Source organism: Ruegeria sp. CE9, assembly GCF_056537425.1.
On sequence record NZ_JBQFRO010000004.1, the window covers coordinates 309,832 to 328,838 of the forward strand.

At 57.2% G+C, this 19,007-nt stretch carries 21 protein-coding genes; 3 read left to right on the forward strand and 18 right to left on the reverse strand.

The features are described 5' to 3' along the window. Positions 1-12: 12 nt before the first annotated feature. From ACR0B3_RS10855 to ACR0B3_RS10865, 3 genes are all read right to left on the reverse strand, one after another. Positions 13-1,572 (reverse strand): trimethylamine methyltransferase family protein, encoded by a 1,560-nt coding sequence (locus ACR0B3_RS10855; RefSeq protein ID WP_480809073.1) that lies wholly within the window; start codon positions 1,570-1,572, stop codon positions 13-15. Between the two features lie 120 nt (positions 1,573-1,692). Next, positions 1,693-2,385: an HAD family hydrolase gene (locus ACR0B3_RS10860; protein WP_480809074.1), complete on the reverse strand. Its 693-nt coding sequence runs from the start codon at positions 2,383-2,385 to the stop codon at positions 1,693-1,695. A gap of 18 nt (positions 2,386-2,403) precedes the next feature. Continuing rightward, a complete protein-coding gene (locus ACR0B3_RS10865) occupies positions 2,404-2,688 on the reverse strand; it encodes a DUF3572 domain-containing protein (protein ID WP_480809075.1) in 285 nt (94 codons plus the stop codon). A gap of 89 nt (positions 2,689-2,777) precedes the next feature. On the opposite strand from ACR0B3_RS10865, the gene ACR0B3_RS10870 reads away from it, so the two are divergent. After that, positions 2,778-4,178: a diguanylate cyclase gene (locus tag ACR0B3_RS10870; protein ID WP_480809076.1), complete on the forward strand. Its 1,401-nt coding sequence runs from the start codon at positions 2,778-2,780 to the stop codon at positions 4,176-4,178. Between the two features lie 4 nt (positions 4,179-4,182). Here the strand turns inward: ACR0B3_RS10870 and ACR0B3_RS10875 are convergent, their stop codons facing one another. Genes ACR0B3_RS10875 through ACR0B3_RS10890 form a run of 4 tightly spaced genes read right to left on the reverse strand, consistent with a single transcriptional unit; the run spans position 4,183 to position 6,066 of the window. Then, positions 4,183-4,656, reverse strand: a complete 474-nt coding sequence (locus ACR0B3_RS10875; protein ID WP_480809077.1) for a periplasmic heavy metal sensor — start codon at positions 4,654-4,656, stop codon at positions 4,183-4,185. After that, the gene (locus ACR0B3_RS10880) at positions 4,653-4,997 is read right to left on the reverse strand and encodes a hypothetical protein (protein ID WP_480809078.1); all 345 of its coding nucleotides are present in this window, start codon (positions 4,995-4,997) and stop codon (positions 4,653-4,655) included. Before ACR0B3_RS10880 ends, ACR0B3_RS10875 begins: the two co-directional genes overlap by 4 nt. Beyond that, positions 4,990-5,604, reverse strand: a complete 615-nt coding sequence (locus tag ACR0B3_RS10885; RefSeq protein WP_480809079.1) for an RNA polymerase sigma factor — start codon at positions 5,602-5,604, stop codon at positions 4,990-4,992. Before ACR0B3_RS10885 ends, ACR0B3_RS10880 begins: the two co-directional genes overlap by 8 nt. A gap of 6 nt (positions 5,605-5,610) precedes the next feature. After that, on the reverse strand, positions 5,611-6,066 hold the full coding sequence (locus ACR0B3_RS10890; protein WP_170720497.1) for an EF-hand domain-containing protein: 456 nt from the start codon (positions 6,064-6,066) through the stop codon (positions 5,611-5,613). Between the two features lie 221 nt (positions 6,067-6,287). Between ACR0B3_RS10890 and ACR0B3_RS10895 the strand changes: the two genes are divergently transcribed. After that, positions 6,288-6,686: a DUF983 domain-containing protein gene (locus ACR0B3_RS10895; RefSeq protein ID WP_480809080.1), complete on the forward strand. Its 399-nt coding sequence runs from the start codon at positions 6,288-6,290 to the stop codon at positions 6,684-6,686. Then, a complete protein-coding gene (locus ACR0B3_RS10900) occupies positions 6,683-7,384 on the forward strand; it encodes an NUDIX hydrolase (RefSeq protein WP_480809081.1) in 702 nt (233 codons plus the stop codon). The genes ACR0B3_RS10895 and ACR0B3_RS10900 overlap by 4 nt, the downstream gene beginning before the upstream one ends. On the opposite strand, the gene ACR0B3_RS10905 is transcribed toward ACR0B3_RS10900, so the two are convergent. The 11 genes from ACR0B3_RS10905 to nuoH all read right to left on the reverse strand — a co-directional run bounded on the left by ACR0B3_RS10905 (position 7,381) and on the right by nuoH (position 18,975). Further along, entirely contained in the window at positions 7,381-9,048 is a 1,668-nt protein-coding gene (locus ACR0B3_RS10905) for a ribonuclease J (RefSeq protein WP_480809082.1), read from the reverse strand. The genes ACR0B3_RS10900 and ACR0B3_RS10905 overlap by 4 nt on opposite strands. Beyond that, positions 9,045-9,824, reverse strand: a complete 780-nt coding sequence (locus ACR0B3_RS10910; protein ID WP_480809083.1) for a type III pantothenate kinase — start codon at positions 9,822-9,824, stop codon at positions 9,045-9,047. Before ACR0B3_RS10910 ends, ACR0B3_RS10905 begins: the two co-directional genes overlap by 4 nt. Positions 9,825-9,835: 11 nt before the next feature. Then, positions 9,836-10,585 carry a biotin--[acetyl-CoA-carboxylase] ligase gene (locus ACR0B3_RS10915; protein ID WP_480809084.1) on the reverse strand — a complete coding sequence of 250 codons (750 nt, stop codon included), beginning with the start codon at positions 10,583-10,585 and terminating at the stop codon, positions 9,836-9,838. A gap of 54 nt (positions 10,586-10,639) precedes the next feature. Further along, on the reverse strand, positions 10,640-12,082 hold the full coding sequence (nuoN, locus tag ACR0B3_RS10920; protein WP_480809085.1) for an NADH-quinone oxidoreductase subunit NuoN: 1,443 nt from the start codon (positions 12,080-12,082) through the stop codon (positions 10,640-10,642). A gap of 15 nt (positions 12,083-12,097) precedes the next feature. Beyond that, positions 12,098-13,642, reverse strand: coding sequence for an NADH-quinone oxidoreductase subunit M (locus ACR0B3_RS10925; RefSeq protein WP_480809086.1), 1,545 nt, complete (start codon positions 13,640-13,642; stop codon positions 12,098-12,100). Continuing rightward, complete coding sequence (gene nuoL / locus ACR0B3_RS10930) at positions 13,642-15,795, reverse strand: NADH-quinone oxidoreductase subunit L (RefSeq protein WP_480809087.1); 2,154 nt, start codon at positions 15,793-15,795, stop codon at positions 13,642-13,644. The genes ACR0B3_RS10925 and nuoL overlap by 1 nt, the downstream gene beginning before the upstream one ends. 7 nt (positions 15,796-15,802) lie before the next feature. Next, positions 15,803-16,108, reverse strand: coding sequence for an NADH-quinone oxidoreductase subunit NuoK (gene nuoK, locus ACR0B3_RS10935; RefSeq protein ID WP_005984024.1), 306 nt, complete (start codon positions 16,106-16,108; stop codon positions 15,803-15,805). A 79-nt stretch (positions 16,109-16,187) separates the two neighbouring features. Then, a complete protein-coding gene (locus ACR0B3_RS10940; protein ID WP_480489568.1) occupies positions 16,188-16,790 on the reverse strand; it encodes an NADH-quinone oxidoreductase subunit J in 603 nt (200 codons plus the stop codon). Next, positions 16,787-17,197, reverse strand: a complete 411-nt coding sequence (locus ACR0B3_RS10945; RefSeq protein WP_480809088.1) for a carboxymuconolactone decarboxylase family protein — start codon at positions 17,195-17,197, stop codon at positions 16,787-16,789. Before ACR0B3_RS10945 ends, ACR0B3_RS10940 begins: the two co-directional genes overlap by 4 nt. Positions 17,198-17,441: 244 nt before the next feature. Further along, a complete protein-coding gene (nuoI, locus tag ACR0B3_RS10950; RefSeq protein WP_039524264.1) occupies positions 17,442-17,936 on the reverse strand; it encodes an NADH-quinone oxidoreductase subunit NuoI in 495 nt (164 codons plus the stop codon). Between the two features lies 1 nt (position 17,937). After that, positions 17,938-18,975, reverse strand: a complete 1,038-nt coding sequence (nuoH, locus tag ACR0B3_RS10955; protein ID WP_170685819.1) for an NADH-quinone oxidoreductase subunit NuoH — start codon at positions 18,973-18,975, stop codon at positions 17,938-17,940. Between the last annotated feature and the right edge of the window lie 32 nt (positions 18,976-19,007).

The following is a 19,007-nucleotide window of genomic DNA, read 5'->3' on the forward strand; positions in this document are numbered from 1 at the left end:
TAATCACGAAGGTCAGAAATCGGTTGGTGCACCACCTTCAGCCTTGCGACGTTCAACAAACTCAGCCAGTTCCTCACGGATCGCTTCATCCATGTGCGGGGCTTCGAAGTTGTTGACGATCTCCTTGAACATTTGGTGCGCGCGTTCCGCCGTCCAGATGCCTCCGGCCACTTCCCATGCCTCGAAGTTCTTCCAGTCACTCAGGAACGGTTGATAGAATGCTGTCGTATAGCGATCCTGCGTATGTTGGATGCCAAAGAAATGCCCGTCATTCCCAACCGATTTGATCGCTTCGAGTGCGATCTCATCCGGACCTGTCGCTGTTAGTTCAGGGTTCATATAGCGCTGAATATGCTGCAGGACTTCGCAGTCCATGATGAACTTTTCAGGGCTCGCGATCAGCCCTCCCTCTAGCCAGCCAGCCGCGTGATAAACCATGTTGGTCCCCGACTGAACCGCCGCCCAAAGCGAATTCGACGTTTCCCAGACCGCCTGCCCATCCGGCACATTCGCAGCGCAAACACCCGAAGACCGCATCGGCAAGCCATAGAACCGTGCCATTTGCCCGGTCATCTGAGTGGAGCGCATGTACTCCGGTGTCCCGAATGCGGGCGCGCCCGATTTCATGTCGACATTTGATGTAAACGTACCGATCGCGCACGGTATGCCGGGCCGCACATATTGGAACAGTGCGATTGCACACAGCGCTTCGGCAAGCGATTGCGCCACCGCGCCCGCCATGGTCACTGGCGCCATCGCACCGGCCAGTGTGAAGGGTGTCACCACAATCGCCTGCCCCCGCCGCGCCAAGCGTAGGCAGCCATCGATCATCGGATGATCGTGCTTGAGCGGTGAGGTCGAGTTGATGTTGGTGTACATCCGAGGTGAGGCTTCAAATTCTTCATGGCTGAGCGCGCCCGCGATCCGCACCATCTCCATCACATCTTCAACACGCTCTTTGCCCAACGAATAGGCGTGCATCGCCTTGTCAGTCAGAGTGAGCTTGTCGTAGAGCACATCCAGATGCCGAACACTGGCGTGAATATCAACCGGTTCTACCGGATAGCCACCCGCAAAGTGGATACAGTTAAAATATTGGGTTAGCTTCAGCAGATCCTGGCACATTCGGCGATTGCCGGGCACCTTCTTACCGATTTCCATATCCCAATAGTTCGGAGGCGAAGAGACGTTGCCGAACACCATATTCCTGCCGCCGATCTCGATCTTACGATCCGGATTGCGCGGTGTGATGGTGAACGAACTGGGGGCCTTGCCCACCATTTCCATCACGAAGTCCCGACCCATACGGATATTGTCACCCGAGATCGTGCACCCCGCCTCACGCAGAATGCCGATGGCTTCCTGATTATAAAACTCGATGCCAATTTCCTCGAGGATACGCATGGCACCCTCGTGAATCGCCTCGATCCCTTCGGGACCCAACGGCTCGGTAGGTTTGTCGATATTGATGGGCGGGTTCCACGGCATCTGCTCGATCACTGTACCGCCGCGCCGGGCCGCTGCCCCTGCCCGTCCGCCACCGCGTCGTTTGCGTGTTTTTGTGTCAGCCATAGTTATTCTCCGCGCACTTTCTTTCTCAAGAAAGCCTCGAAGATCAGGTTTTCGCCGCTCTGTCTGCGACAGATAATGTCGGTTTTGCCATTCAACCCGGCGTTTCAAAACATTGGACGATCAGGACTTGGACAACCAATTGGGAATATGGCCGATGTCGGGTAATACAACATCCGCCAAAGGAGCGAGAGTTTCGGCCGCCGCCATTCCGGTCAAAACCCCGATCGTCACCATCCCCGCCGCGCGCCCTGCTTCCAGATCGTGCAGACTGTCGCCAACCATCGCGATTCGCGCGGGCTCTACGTCAACTTGTTGCGCAAAGGCCAACAACTGCCCAGGACCGGGTTTGTAGCCATGACCGCTGTCATAACCGGCGACAAAATCAAAATGATCGCGCACGCCGACCGAATGCAGGTGCTGCAGAGCGGGCATTTCAGCATCATTGGTGGCGACACCCAGCTTTAACCCGGCCTCTCGCAGCTCTTCCAGGAACGGCGCCAAGGGAACTGCGGGTATCTGCTGTGCTTCGGCGGATGCGCGGTTGAGCGTTTCAATCAACAGCTCATGCGACATTTCGGGCAAGTTGGGCTTCAGCGCGCCAGCAACCTCATCAACTGTTCCTGCGATAACGATGCTGTCTGCGTCATAGGTCTCTTGTTCGATATCGAACCCGATTGCCTTTCCCAACTCAGAGGCGCGCTGAGCGTCGCCATCGGCAAGCTGTTCCAGCGCGATGCGTCCGAACGCCCCCCAAGTGGCCGCAAAATCAAAAAGTGTGCCGTCCTTGTCGAACACGAGGGCGTCTATTGCCATGAAAAAGGCTCCTGTGGATTAAGTCCAGTGCATGTCCGAATTGCCAAACAATACCGCGCGGGCTTGGCCCGGTTCATCGTAAGGTACAGAATTGGCGTCACAAAAAGCGATCACCCACGAATCGTCAAGCAACAGAAAGTCCAATACCGATCCCAGGAACTCCGCCTCGCCCGCTCGGTCGCGCAGATCTTGAGCAGAGGCCCCGGTCGCACCAAGAAAAACAGGTAACAATTCCTCATTCCCAACCAGCCAACTCAGCACATTTATAGCCAGCGTTTCAGCGGAATTGGCAGAGATCGGCATAAATTGGCCTCGGGCATTGGCTTGGAAAGGGTTTGTTAACCAGAGTCATAAACACTTTGGCAACGCATGCAATCAAACGGTGAATGGCTATGTCTGTACAAGGCACCATACTCGTCCTCGACGGTGTTTCGACCAATCGCATAATGCTTAAGGTTCAACTGACGGCAGCCTGGTATCACGTCGTGCAAGGGGAAAGACTCGCCGGGCTTGGCGCATTACTCAGGCGGACCCGTCCTGATCTGGTTTTGACAGCCCAGACTTTGCCGGACGGTACAGCGGCAGATGTCAAGAAAGTGATGGCGTCTGATCCTGCGCTGATCGATGTACCAATTGTCGCGATTGCACCCCAAAACGACAAAGCCGCGCGGTTACGAGCACTGTCTGATGGTCTGGATGATGTTCTGGGCTATCCGTTCAAAGACACACTGTTACTCGCCCGGATACGCAGCTTGCTACGCGCGAGAGGAGACAGGCAGGATCTAAGCCTCAAAAGTGAGTCTCAGCCCATCGGATTTGGCGAACCGCCACAAGTACTGCTGGCTCCGCCAGCGACCGCACAGATCGCTATCTTGGCGCATTCAGCACGGACCGGCGCGTTGTGGGGCAAAACTCTGGCCAGTCAAACGCGGCACAACGTGACCAGCCATACACTTCCTGATCTCAAAGGTGTTTTGTCCGGGGCCACGCCGGATGCAATCGTCGTCGAGCTTATGCCAACCGCCTCTGGGCGTAACCTTCTGGCTGATCTTCGATCCCGCAGCGCAACGCGCAATACGGTGCTGATCGGGGTGTTGCCAGATGAAAACCCCGTACGCGCAGCCGAAGCATTGGACAACGGTGCAGATGCGATCTGCATGGGCGGGTTTCACACGGACGAGATTTCGTTGCGGTTGGAAACCCTGATTGCCCGCAAGACCCGAGACGACCGGCTACGTGCGGCTTTGCGGAAGGATTTGGCGGAATCGCTGACCGATCCACTGACCGGGTTGCACAATCGACGTTATGCCATGAGGGCCTTGCAGCAGATTGCACATCAGGCACCGGCTGCAGAACACGGGTTCGCAATCATGCTGGCCGATCTTGATCACTTTAAGGCAATCAATGACCGGTTTGGTCACGCCGCTGGTGATCTGGTGCTGACCGAAGCCGCCCGAAGGCTGCGCCTGGTAGTTGGGGAATCCGGTTTCGTAGCGCGCATCGGAGGGGAGGAGTTTATGATAGGGCTTCCCAATGCATCAGCGGAACTGGCTCTGAAACAAGCGAGAGAGGTTTGTAAGGCCATCCATGAAAAGCCCTTTCAACTGCCTAACAAGCCTACTCTTGTTCCCGTCACGATCAGTGTCGGGGTGAAGCTTTGCGCGCCGCCGGAACTCGCAACGCGCGACGAAAACGACGCGGTGGGGCGCCTGATCAACTCGGCGGACCAAGCGCTTTATGCCGCTAAAAAGGCAGGCCGCAACCGGGTGCAGATTCAAAAGAGCGCGGCGTAAGGAATCAATCCTGCTTCTTTGGTTTGCGCGGGCCCCTTTTGACCACTTTTTCCAGCCGGTCCGCGTATTCGGCGCGCTCCTCATCGCTCATAGTGGTAATCTGCGCCAGCCATTGCCGGTGAAGGGCTGTTTGCAAATCAGCAGTCGCCTTCGATTGCTGTTCAAGCAAAGTCTCAACCGCCGCTGGGTTAAACGGAACGACCCTCAATGCCTGGCTGAGCGCAGAGAAATCCTGCTTGCGGCCATGTGATCGCTTGCCGCGCAAGTCCGACAATTCGCCGCGCAGCGCTTTTCGATCCGGCTTGGGTAAGGCGTAGTACAACGCTGGGCCAAAGCCCGGCGGGGTGTCTACCCGATCATTTCCTTTGAAACGCATGACAGCGCCCAGAACAATGCCGACAACCAACAGGTTCAGAGCAAGCGAGACGGCCAGCGCAATCGGTATCCATTTACGCTTGGGTGCAGGATTATCGCTCATTCTGCGTCCTCCAGATAGTTTTCGTCCAGGTTCAGATCTGCCATCAGGTAATTCGATTCTTGCGACAGAAAGTAGTCAACGGGATCTGGCAAAAAGGTTGGGGCAGAAAACCCGATCCATACGCCCGCTGCGCTTGCAGCTACAAGGCCGCTCAAACCCTGCCAACCACCAATCACACTAATGCTGGATCGCCACGGCCAACGGCCTTTCGGGGCAATTCGAGATAGCCGAACCGCTTCGGCGTCGGTTTCGATTCGAACAGCAAGATCGTCCGGAAGTTCATTCCGCGTTGCGCGTGCCTGTGCAAACAGTTGGTCGAGTTCGTTATCCAGATCAGCCATGTTCGTACCCCAGTTCATCCCGGCGACCCGCCAGTATGGCGGTCAGGGACCTTTTCCCACGCGCGGTCAGGCTTTCAACGGCCTCGACCGAAATATCCATGATCCCCGCGATTTCGGGATTGGACAATTCTTCAATGTGCCTCAGAACCACCGCTTGCCGCTGCCGGTCCGGTAGTTGATCCAATGCCCCCTGCAAGGCATCTTTACGTGCTTCATCCTGAATCTGATCAACCACGCTGGCCCTACCATCTTCGGGCTCAGCCACATTATCCAACGCTTCAGGCCGCTTTTTTCGCCGCATATCCGCGCAGAGGTTCAGCGTCACTCGATACAGCCAGGTCGATATCTGCGCCTGTCCCGACATCCAATCGGGTGCCATCTTCCACAGCCGCATCATCGCCTCTTGGGTCACATCTTCGGCCTCGGTTTGGTTTCCCAGCATGCGCAAGGCCACGGAATAGCAGCGCGGTCCCAGACGTCCGGTCAACAAACGGGCTGCCGCCGCGTCCCCCTCAGCAAATCGGCCCAGCAACTCATTGTCGCTGGGCTCGGGCACGGCGGAAATTCCGCCGTGCGCCGTGTTCGGGTAAGAGGTCAGATCCTCCATCCCTTATCAGTTGTTGTCGGTGTCCGACTGCTGTTGCCGCTTGTGTTTCCGGCCCATTTTGCCCTTTGCATCCGCATATTCCTGTTCCGAGATCGATCCGTTTCCATCGGCATCGATACGCTCGAACATCTTGGAGGCACGGCGCGGTTTCGGCAATTCATCTTCGCTCAGGAAACCGTCAGCATTTGCATCGTGCTTTTCGAACATCTTGTTGACCCGCTCAGTCGCTTTGGTCTGTGCAGCAGCCTGCATCTCCTGAACGCTCAGTTGCCCATCGCCATCCGCATCTGCAGCGGTGAACTTTTGGTTGCGATGCGCGGTGATCTCGGCCTGAGTGACCTGCCCGTCGCCGTCGGCATCAAGTTCCTGAAATGTTGCTCGCGGCCCTTTGGCCGATGCCATTGTGCCAGTTACGGCGACTGCTGCAAGAACGACGGCCGAGATGAAGGTAGTGGTTTTCATTACAAAGTTCCTTGAATTTAGCGGCCCAGTACCGCTGTTGATACTTAGTCAAACGCGGGCCGAACGGCTTTCCGTCGCCATGGTGGCAACTTTTTTCACCGAGTTTGAAAAGCAGCGACAAGCTGATAGGCTGCGGGTGATCGCCACAAAGCGACGCACCCCCCTTTTCCGACGGGTTCGATACCGCCTATATCGCCCAAGGATAAACGCGTGAGACTCAAATGACTGCTCAAACGATCAACACCTCGGTCGAGGAAGACCGCCCAACCAAACCCGCACTGATCCGTGGGTTTCGTTGCAAATGCCCAAATTGCGGCGAAGGTAAGCTGTTGCACAGTTATCTCAAGGTGAACGATACCTGCACCGAATGCGGGCAGGAGTTGTTTCACCATCGCGCTGATGATGGCCCGGCCTACCTGACCATTCTGATCGTCGGTCACCTTTTGGCGCCCGCGCTGCATATGTCGTACGTGCACTGGCGCCCAGATCCATGGGTCATGGCGATTGGCTTTTCGATCGCTTGCGTCGCGCTGTCACTGTACCTTCTGCCCCGCCTGAAAGGTGCGGTGGTCGCCTATCAATGGGCGCGCCGGATGCATGGGTTCGGCAAAACTGCATGAGCGCAGACAAGACCGCCATTCGCAACGCCGCAACCGTCATCGTTCTGCGTGACAGGCTCAGCGATCCTTCGATCTTGATGGGGCAGCGTGGCGCGAAGGCGGCGTTCATGCCCAACAAGTTTGTCTTTCCCGGTGGTGCAGTCGATCCTGCCGATGCTGACATAACGCTCAGCACACCTCTGCCCGATCTCTGCACCGAGCGCTTGTCACAGCAATCCCAACCGGGCCTACAGAATGCGCTGGCTGCTGCTGCGATCCGGGAATTGTGGGAAGAGACCGGGCTGATCCTTGGCCAACCGGGTGAATGGCCGGGGGCAGCCCCGCCCGATTGGCAAAGCTTTGCGCAGATGGGTTATCTGCCTTCCGCCGAAGCGTTGCAATTCGTCTTTCGCGCCGTTACGCCCCCCGGGCGACCTCGCCGATTTGATGCCAGGTTTTTTTTGGTCGATGCCGATGCGATTCACGGCGATTTGGATGATTTCACTCATGCCTCGGACGAGTTATCGCATCTGCAATGGGTCAAGATCAGCCAAGCCCGCGAATTCGATCTGCCATTCATCACCGAAGTCGTCTTGGCCGAGATTGCAGCACGCACCGCAGACCCGAAGCCGCCAGAGACCGTGCCTTTCTTCCTCAACGACGAAGAGGCCAGCCTGTTCTTGCAGCTTCGGGGATATCCGATGCCTTATGCGGATTAGCGCATCCGGCTGACGACCACCGTGACCTCGGGCTTCTTGCCAATCTCGGCCTGCGCGGTCTGACGCGCGATCCGGCGCAACCCTTCTTCCAGCTTGTCGTCATCGCGCAAAGTCTTGGAACCCGCGCGCATCAGGAACTGGTTCAGGTCTTCTTCCAACACTTCGACCAGCCCCGCGCGGGACGATCCCATCTCGGGCAGCCCCATGGTATCGCACCAAGGCTCACCCAACGGTTCGTCTTCTTCGTCCAGTATGACCGTGATCGTGATGTGGCCGTTCAGCGCCATACGGATGCGATCGCGCACGACGCCGTCCAGGGCACCGATCTTGACCGTACCATCCAGATAGGTGCGACCGGTCTCGATATAGTCCGCGACCTTCGGAGCATTGCCAGTCAAATCCAGCATGGTGCCGTTTACTGCCAAAATCCCAGTGCGCCCGCCTTCTTCGGCCAGCTTGGCATGTTCTCGCAGGTGGCGATGTTCGCCGTGCATCGGGATGACCATCTGCGGATCGATAAGCGCGTGAACCTTTTCCAGATCAGGCCGATTGGCGTGCCCTGAGACGTGATACAGCCCCGAGCTGTCATCGACCACATCTACACCCTTCTCGCTGAGTTGGTTCATGATGCGGATCACGCCGCGTTCATTACCCGGAATAGTCTTGGACGAGAACAGGAACAAATCGCCTTCTTTCGCTTCAAGCCCGCGATACTTGCCACGCGCCAGTTGGGCGCTGGCGGCACGGCGTTCACCTTGGCTACCGGTGACGATCAGCATCAGGTTCGCGCGGGGGACATCCAACGCCTCTTCTGCGCTGATGACCTTTGGAAAGTCGCTAAGGATACCTGTTTCGGTCGCCGCCTCGATCATCCGTCTCATCGCACGACCCAGCAGCACGACCGAGCGTCCTGCCTTCTGCCCCGCCTCGGCCAGCGTCTTCACCCGCGCCACGTTCGAAGCAAAGGTTGTCGCGATGACCATACCGCTGGCACCCTGCACAAGCCGCGTGATTTCGGGCCCGACTTCGGATTCCGAGCGTCCGGGATGGGACGAAAACACGTTGGTGCTGTCGCAAACCAGCGCTTTGACGCCCGATTTGGCCACTTCGGACCACAAGTCGGGATCAAACGGCTCACCCACGATTGGGTTGGCATCCAGTTTGAAATCACCCGTATGCACCACCCGGCCCGAAGGAGTATCGATGATCAGCCCCGCACTTTCGGGGATCGAATGCGATACCGGCAGAAAACCAATTGTAAACGGACCTGCCTTGATCTGCTCCGGCCATGGCGACACGGTATGCACCGCTTCGGTCGGATGACCATGTTCCTCCATTTTGCGGCGTGCAATATTGGCCGTGAACGCGCGCGCATAGATCGGAGCGCCCAAAGCCTCGTAACAATGCGCGACCGCGCCAACATGATCTTCGTGCGCGTGGGTCACAAACACCGCCTCAAGCCGGTCGGCGCGTTCTTTTAGCCAAGTTATGTCGGCAAAAATCAGATCAACACCCGGCGAAGTATCCATGTCTGGAAACGCCACGCCCAGATCCACTAGGATCAACCGCTCTTGCCCCGGCTTGCCATAGCCGTAGACATAGGCATTCATGCCAATTTCGCCTGCACCGCCCAGCGGCAAATAGATCAGTCGTTCACTGCTCATGTTGAGCTATTTTCCTTGTTATAGCGATGGATCACGGTCAGACCGTGCATCGTCAGATCATCTTCGATAGCGTCAAAACCCACGTCTGCCTGATCGAACAGAGGCGCCAGCCCCCCGGTACCGACGACTTTCATCTCCATTCCGTATTCGGATTTGACGCGTGAGATCAGACCTTCGATCAGGCCGGAATACCCCCAGTACACGCCGGATTGGATGCAGCCAACAGTGTTGGTTCCGATAACTTTGTCGGGTCGCGTAATATCAATATGCGGCAGCGCCGCTGCGCCCTGATGCAATGCTTCGAGGCTTAGGTTCACACCGGGGGCGATGATACCCCCGACATATGCGCCGTCAGCCGCGACCACATCGAAATTCGTGGCTGTCCCAAAGTCGACCACAACCACATTTCCGCCATGGCGGTCAAAGGCCGCCGCCGCATTGGCCAATCGGTCCGGGCCAGGTACCGTGCCTTCATCGACGCGTGGATTAACCGGCAATAGGCAATCTGGTTTACCGATGACAAGCGGGCGGCATCCGAAAAACCGATCTGCAAAAACCCGAAGGTTGAACACAACACGTGGCACGGTTGAGGCGATGATCACGTCTGTAATATCCGCCTCAATCCCGTAGTGTTTCACCAAGGTTGAATACCAAGTGAAATACGCGTCCGCTGTACGTGCGTGATGGGTTGACGTACGCAGGGTACACAGAAACTTCTCACCGTCCCAGATCGAGAAAACGGTGTTGGTATTGCCGCAATCAATCGCCAGAAGCATCTTTGCCCCCTTTAGAAATAGACATCCGCGGCCGGAATACTGACACGGCCCTTGGCGGTGTTTAGGACAAGGCTGCCACCTACGTCCACCGTTTCAAACGTACCCACAGTTTCTGACGCAGCGGTACGGGCGGTAATTACCTCGCCCAACCGCGCAGCGCGCGAAAGCCAGGCGATGCGGATCGGCTCGAACCCATAGGTCATGAACTGCGTTTCGTAATGCGCATAGCCCGAAGCCAATTCGGTCAGAAAATCCTCGGGTGTCACCAAAGCACCAGTTTCCGAAAGCAATGAGACCGGGCGCACCGCCCCTGCTTCGACATTGTCAGCACTTGGAGCCTCGGAAAGATTGACGCCAATCCCGATCGCCAAATGCGTAACACCTCGGCCCTGCCCTGTGCTTTCAAGCAAGATACCGGCCAGTTTACCGCCGTTCAGCAGTACATCATTGGGCCATTTCAGGGACAAGCCGCTGGCCCGCCCAGTCACCGCCACACACGCATCAAATAGCGCCAACGCGGCAACAAAGCTCCGCAGCGCCGCCTGCTCTGGATCACCCGGCGGGCGCATCAGCAGGGTTGCGGCCAGATTGCCCGTGGGATTGACCCAAGCGCGCCCACGACGCCCCCGTGCGGCAGTCTGTCGATGCGCCATGATCCAAACCGGCCCCGCAGCGGAAGGAGCCAGCCGCGCAGCCTCGTTCAGGGTGCTGTCCACCTCCTGCAGCACGTGCAGACCATATCCTTGGGGCCAGTCGCTCATGTCAAAAAGGCCCGGTACAACGCCCGAGCCCCTTTGCTGTGTTTCGGATTGGGATCAATTGACAAGCGTTGTCGCCGCAGCGGCCGCCGCGCCCTCGATGCCAAATTGGTAGAATACTCCGATCAGCATCAGCGCCGCAGACCCCATCAATGCGCCCCACAGAACGGGTGACGAGCGGGTTTCGATTGGGTCTTCGTTCTCGGCCCCGAAATACATGTAATACACGATGCGCAGATAATAGAACGCGCCGATGACCGAAGCGATCGCAGATGCGATCACCAGACCGGTCAGCCCAGCCTCGATCCCGGCCTGCCAAACACCGAACTTGGCAAAGAAACCAAGCATCGGCGGCACGCCTGCAAGGCTGAACATCAAGATCAGAACAGCAAGCGCCTTGCCCGGATCTCGTTTCGAGTATTGCCGCAGTGCGTCGATATCGGTCACTGGCTTGCCGTCACGCTCCATCATCAGGATGAACGCGAAGGTACCAATGTTCATCGTCACATAGATCGCCAGATACATCAGCATGGCTTTGACGCCCATTTCGGTGCCTGCGGCCAGGCCGATCAGCGCATAACCCATGTGGGCAATGGACGAAAACGCCATCAGTCGCTTGATGTCACGCTGCCCGATCGCCGCAACAGCGCCCAGAAGCATCGACAGAACCGAAAGCAGGATGATCACCTGCTGCCAATCTTGGACAACACCCCCGAAGGCATCATGCAAGACACGCGCAAACAAGGCCATGGCGGCCACCTTGGGTGCGGTCGCGAAGAAAGCCGTGATCGGCGTTGGCGAACCTTCGTACACATCCGGTGTCCACATATGGAACGGCACGGCCGAGACCTTGAACGCAAGGCCCGAGATCAACAGAACCAGACCAAACAGCAGCCCCAGCGAGACATCATCATGATGCACCGTCTGGATGATGCCCGAGAACAACGTGGTTCCGGTAAAGCCATAAACCAGCGATGCCCCGTAAAGCAGCAGACCGGAGCTGAGCGCACCCAGAACGAAATACTTCAGGCCTGCCTCGGTCGATTTGGCGCTGTCCCGGCGCAGCGCGGCTACGACATAAAGCGACAGGGATTGCAGCTCTAGCCCCATGTAAAGTGACATCAGATCGCCCGCGCTGACCATCATCATCATGCCGACAGCCGCCAAAGCGACCAGCAGCGGGTATTCAAACCGCAGCAAACCACGGCGCGCCATGTAGTCCTGGCTCATCAGCAGAACTGCAGCAGCGGACAGCAGGATCGCTACTTTGGCAAAGCGCGCAAAGCCGTCGTCCACAAACATGCCATTGAAAGCCACGTTGGTTCCGTCGCCATTCATCGCAATCCAGATCGCCAGAATGGCCATCAGACCAGATGTCGACCAGACCAGAACCGGGGCAAGCCCGTCTTTGGTCGCGTAGACAGCTCCGATCAGCGCCGCCATCGCATATACAGCCAGAACGATTTCCGGCAGGATTATTGTCAGATCAGCTTGGATCATGCCTCCAAAGCCTCCTTAATGCGAAGCGGCTGTCTGGGATGCGGCCTCAGCCGCGGTCAGAGCCGTGTCATAGTTCGAAATCAGCGCAGCGGTGGATTGTCCGATCACATCGGTCACCAGCGACGGATAGATCCCTAGCAGTATCGTCATGAGGATCAGCGGTGCGAAGATCAGGCGCTCACGGGAACTCATGTCGGTCATCGCCTTCAGGCTTTCCTTGATCAGATCGCCGAAGACCACCCGACGGTAGAGCCACAGCGCATAACCGGCCGAGAAGATCACACCGGTTGCAGCCACAGCCGTCACCCAGGTGTTGACCTGGAACGCGCCCATCAGGGTCAGGAATTCTCCGATAAACCCGGACGTGCCCGGCAGGCCGACATTGGCCATGGTGAACAGCATGAAAACCAGCGCATAGGCGGGCATGCGAATGACCAGGCCGCCATAAGCCTCGATATCGCGGGTGTGCATCCGGTCGTAGATCACGCCGACGCACAAGAACAGCGCCGCCGAGATGAACCCGTGGCTGAGCATCTGGAAGATCGCGCCGTCAATGCCCTGCTGGTTCGCCGCAAAGATGCCCATGGTCACAAAGCCCATATGCGCGACCGAGGAATAGGCGATCAGTTTTTTCATATCCTCCTGCACCAGCGCCACCAGCGAGGTATAAACGACCGCAATCGCCGACATCCAAAGCACCAGATCGGTCATCACGGCCGAGCCCACGGGGAACATCGGCAGACTGAACCGCAGGAAGCCATAGCCGCCCATCTTCAAGAGGATCGCCGCCAGTACAACCGAACCCGCGGTCGGCGCTTGCACGTGCGCATCTGGCAACCACGTGTGTACCGGCCACATCGGCATTTTCACTGCAAAGGATGCGAAGAACGCCAAGAACATCAGCGTCTGCATGCCGCCGACGATATAGATGCCCAGCACGCTGAACCCATCCGACGAGAACTGATGGCTCATCAGCGCTTCGATATCCGTGGTGCCCGCATCAGCGTACATCGCAACCATCGCCACCAGCATCAGCACCGAGCCGAGGAAGGTGTAGAGGAAGAATTTGAAGCTTGCGTATATCCGATCCTTGCCACCCCAGATGCCGATGATCAGGAACATCGGGATCAGACCGGCCTCGAAGAACAGGTAGAACAGCACCAGATCCAGCGCCATGAAGACGCCCAGCATCAACGTTTCCAGCAGCAGGAACGCGATCATGTATTCCTTGACCCGATCCGTCACGTTCCAACTGGCCAGAATGGTCAGCGGCATGATGAAGGTGGTCAGCAGGACGAACAGAACGCTGATGCCGTCGACACCCATCTTGTATTTCAGTCCCAGCAGCCACTCGCCCTCTTCCACCATCTGGAAGCCGGTGTTCGAGGGATCAAAGCCGGTATAGATGCCAATCGAGACCAGGAAGGTCACAGTCGTTGCGATCAAAGCCACCCATTTGGCGTTGCGTTGCGCATCAGGATCGTCCCCGCGCAGAAACAGTGCCAGAATCGCCGCTGCCGCTGCCGGAGTGAAGGTTACGATCGATAGGATGAGATCCATTAGTGTGCGCCTCCGCCGATCGACATCCAGGTGACAAGGGCAGCGATGCCCAAGACCATCCAGAAGGCGTAAGTAAAGATGTAACCGGTCTGAGCCTTGCCTGCGAGGCGGGTGAAGAAGGGCACAACGCCCATCGCAACCCCATTCAGGAAGCCATCGATTGTGTTGCCGTCACCGCGTTTCCACAGGAATCGACCAAGTGCGACAGTAGGTTTGACAAAGATCGCATCGTAGATCTCGTCGAAATACCACTTGTTCAACAGGAACAGGTACAGCGGACGTTGGTTCGCAGCCAGACGCGCAGGCAGCGAGGTGTTCACGATGTAGAACCAATAGGCCACTATGAACCCAAGCAACATCGCAACGAAGGGCGAGACCTTGACCCATTTCGGAACCGCATGGGCATCGTCAAGCACGGTGTTGTCCGGCGCCATATACAGCGCACCCTCACCCGGTTGACCAGCGAACACATAGTGATGATCACCATGGTCGTCTTTATCTCCATGCGCCGCATCGTCGCCATGGGAGTCATCGGTATGCGAGTCATCGTTATGGCCCTGATCGGCATGTGTGTCTTCGCCGTGACCATCATCGCCATGCGCCTCACCATGCTCTGACGCTTCGGCCACCGGAATTCCGTAAAACTTGCCGACTTTATCCGTATGTCCGAAGAAGTTGCCATACCAGATCATGCCGGCGAAGACTGCGCCCAAGGACAAGACCCCCAGCGGGATCAACATGACCATCGGGCTCTCATGCGCGTGCTCATGGGTATGCTTGTCCCCACGTTCTTCACCATAAAAGGTCAAGAAGATGAGGCGCCAGCTATAGAACGAGGTGAAGACAGCCGCGATAACCAGCATCCAGAAGGCGTAGCCTGTGCCACCTGCAAAGGCGCTTTCGATGATCGCGTCTTTTGACAGGAAGCCTGCAAAACCAAAGGTGGTTAGCGGGATGCCAACACCGGTGATGGCCAGCGTCCCGATCATCATCGCCCAGTACGTATATGGGATTTTCTTCCGCAACCCGCCGTACTCAGTCATCTCTTGCTCGTGATGCATGGCGTGGATCACAGAACCCGCGCCAAGGAACAACAGCGCCTTGAAGAACGCGTGCGTCAGCAGGTGGAACATCGCCGCCGAGTACATGCCGACACCCGCTGCCACGAACATGTATCCCAGCTGGGAACAGGTCGAATAGGCGATCACGCGCTTGATGTCTGTCTGAACCAGACCCACGGTCGCGGCAAAGAATGCAGTCGAGGCCCCAAGGAATGTGATGAAACCAGTCGCGCCCGGCGCGAACTCCATCAGCGGCGACATACGGCAGACGAGGAAGACACCGGCCGTCACCATGGTTGCGGCGTGGATCAGGGCTGACACAGGAGTCGGGCCTTCCATCGCATCCGGCAGCCAGGTGTGCAGGATCAACTGCGCCGATTTACCCATCGCGCCGATGAACAGCAGAACACAGATCACTTCGATGGCTGTCCACTCGCCCCAAAGGAAGTGCAGTTTCTCCTCGGCCAGAGCCGGAGCCGATGCAAAGACATCCGAGAAATTGATGCTGTCCGTCAGCAAGAAGATCGCAAAGATCCCCAGCGCAAAGCCAAAGTCACCGACACGGTTTACGATGAACGCTTTCATCGCTGCCGCATTGGCAGAAGGCTTGCGATAATAGAACCCGATCAGCAGGTATGAGGCAACGCCTACGCCTTCCCAGCCAAAGAACATCTGTACCAAGTTGTCCGCCGTTACCAGCATCAGCATGGCGAAGGTGAAGAACGACAGATAGGCAAAGAAGCGCGGCTTATAGCTTTCGCCTTCGCGCCATTGCGGATCGTGATCCATGTAGCCAAAGGAATAGAGGTGCACCAACGCCGAGACGGTCGTCACCACGATCAACATAATCGCGGTCAGACGGTCCAGACGAATAGCCCAGCTTGTCGAGAGCGAGCCGCTCTCGATCCAGCGCAGGATTTCGATCTGTTGGGTGACGCCATCGAAGGTGAAGAACACGATCCAGCTCAGCAGACACGCCAGAAACAGCAGCCCGGTGGCGGTCCACATCGCCGCCTTTTCGCCAATGAACTTCCAGCCAAATCCGCAGATCAGCGCACCCATGAGCGGGGCAAAGAGGATGGTTGTTTCCATAGTTCTCTTAGCCCTTCATCATATTGACGTCTTCAACCGCGATGGTGCCGCGGTTGCGGAAGAAGCAGACCAGAATGGCCAGACCAATCGCCGCCTCGGCCGCCGCTACGGTCAGCACGAACAGCGTAAACACCTGCCCGACCAGATCGCCCAGAAAGCTGGAGAACGCCACAAGGTTGATATTCACCGCCAAGAGCATCAACTCGATGCTCATCAGCAGGATGATGACGTTCTTGCGGTTCAGGAAGAGACCGAAGATGCCGATGACGAACAGCGTCGCCGCGACCGTAAGATAGTGTTCAAGTCCGATCATATTGACGATCCTGTCCCTCTCACGACGCCGAAATCTTTAAAAGATTTCAGGCCGATTTTTTTTGAAAAAATCGAGTCTCTCACAATCCCTGCCCCGGTTTCACGTCCTTCAACTCCATCGCCTTGGCCGGGTCGCGCATCATCTGGCCGACGATGTCCTGACGTTTGATGTCCTGACGGTGGCGCAGCGTCAGCACAATGGCGCCGATCATGGCGACCAGCAGGATTAGGCCCGCCAGTTGGAACAGAAGGAAGTATTGATCGTAAAGAATGACGCCAAGCGCCTCAGTGTTGTGGCGGTCGGTCGGGACCGGCTGAGCCAGATTGGCCGCCGCGCCCTGTGCGCTGTCCCAGGCCCCAAAGGCCATGACGAACTGCATCAGAATGACCAGACCGATCAGCAGGGCCAGCGGCATATAGCGCGCCATTTCAGCCTTGAGCTCGGCAAAGTCCACGTCCAACATCATAACTACGAACAGGAACAAAACCGCGACCGCGCCGACATAAACGATGATCAGCAGCATCGCCACGAACTCAGCCCCCAGCAGCACAAACAGCCCCGCCGAGGACAGGAACGACAGGATCAGCCACAGCACCGAGTGCACCGGCTGGCGGCTGATCACCGTGAACAGCCCGCCGGTGATGGCGCTGATGGCAAACAGGTAGAAGGCAAAGACGGTCATTGATCCTCATCCTCGTTATCGCCCAGAACCTCTTGCGCCAGATCCAGCGCGCGGGTCATGGCCGGGATGCCGGCAAAGACCGACATCTGACCGATCGTTTCCACGATCTCTTGTTTCTTCGCACCCGCTTCCAGCGCATGACGCACGGTCTGGCGCACGGCGCTATCGGCCTGCGCGCCCTGACAGGTCAGCCCAGCCAGCGTCAGCAGCAGGCGCGTTTTGGCATCCAGACCATCTTTGTTGACGGTATTGCCAAACATCATCTCCATGACCTCTTTGGGCATGGTCGGCCACAGCGCCTCGAACCCCTTGGGCGAGAAATTCTCCATCGCCGGGTTCATCGCCTTGGCCATGTCCTGAGCCTGCTTCATCATCAGCTCAAAAGGGTTTGTAGGATTATCAGTCATTGGGGGCGCAACCAGTAAGCCGTCGATGCGACAAAAATGAGAATATACAGCAAGACGTCTAATCCCCGTTTCTTGAACTTCGACAAAACTAGATCAGCCCCAAAGAACAACGCGCACAATCCGAGCCCAAAAAGAACTGCTTCAACTGCCCCAGCGAAACCCATATGCCACCGGGTTAAGGCAAGTATCGAGAAACCCGTAAGCAAGACGAGATAAAACCTCCACTGCGATAAGAACACCTTCATCATCGGTACGGCGCGTCCATTTCCAGATTGCGAGCGATCTCGGCCTCCCAGCGTTCGCCATTGTCCAGCAGTTTTTCCTTGTCGTAGAACAGCTCTTCCCGGGTTTCGGTCGCGAATTCGAAATTCGGGCCCTCGACGATGGCATCAACCGGACATGCCTCCTGGCAGAAACCGCAATAGATGCACTTGGTCATGTCGATGTCATACCGCGTGGTGCGGCGGCTGCCGTCTTCGCGCGGTTCTGCGTCGATAGTGATCGCCTGCGCCGGGCAAATCGCCTCACAGAGTTTGCAAGCGATGCAGCGTTCTTCACCGTTCGGATACCGGCGCAAGGCATGCTCACCCCGGAAACGCGGCGACAGTGGTCCCTTTTCATGCGGGTAGTTCACGGTGGCCTTGGGGGCGAAGAAATATTTCAGCCCCAGCTTCATGCCAACCCAAAAGTCCTGCAGAAGGAAGTATTTGGCAGCGCGGGTATAGTCGATTTGGGTCATATCAGCCTCCTACGCTCCACCGCGCAAACGCGCCCCAGAACCAGTCGAATTTTGCGGCAAAGGCCACGAAGACCACCCAGACCAGCGAGAACGGCAGGAACACTTTCCAGCCCAGCCGCATAAGCTGATCATAGCGGTAGCGGGGCGTGATCGCCTTGACCATCGCGAAGAGGAAGAAGAAGAACGCCATCTTGGCGACCATCCACAGCACTCCGTCCGGCAAGCCCGGGATCGGTGACAGCCAACCGCCGAAGAACAGCAGCGAGGTCAGCGCGCACATCAGGAAGATGGCGATGTATTCACCGGCCATGAACAGCAGGAAGGGCGTAGCTGAGTATTCGACCTGATAACCCGCAACCAGTTCTGATTCCGCCTCCGGCAAATCAAACGGTGGGCGGTTGGTTTCAGCCAATGCCGAGATGAAGAACAGGAAGACCATCGGGAAATGCGGCAGCCAGTACCAGCTGAAGAACCCGAACGAGCCGTCCTGAGCCCGCACGATGTCGCCGAAATTCATCGAACCGGTCGAGATGATGATGCCGATGATGATCAGGCCGATGGAGACTTCGTAGGAAATCATCTGCGCAGCCGAGCGCAACGACCCAAGGAACGGGTACTTTGAGTTCGACGCCCAACCACCCATAATCACACCATAAACCTCTAACGAGGAGACGGCGAAAACATAGAGGATTGCCACGTTCAGATCGGACAGAACCCAGCCATCATTGAACGGGATCACCGCCCATGCAATCATCGCCAGCACGAAGGATGTGAGCGGCGCCAGCATGAAAACTGTGCGGTCGGCTCCCGCCGGTATCACGACCTCTTTGACTACATATTTCAGCGCGTCAGCCACCGATTGCAGCAGGCCGTAGACCCCTACCACGTTGGGTCCGCGGCGCATTTGGACGGCGGCCCAGATCTTGCGGTCTCCGTAAACGAGGAACAACAGCGAAATCATCACAAAGGCCACAACAGCAAGCACTTGCGCCAGAATGATGATGGCTATTCCGCCTGGGGTGTTAAAGAATTCAGCCATTGGTCCTCACACCGTGGGTATTCCGTTTTCCG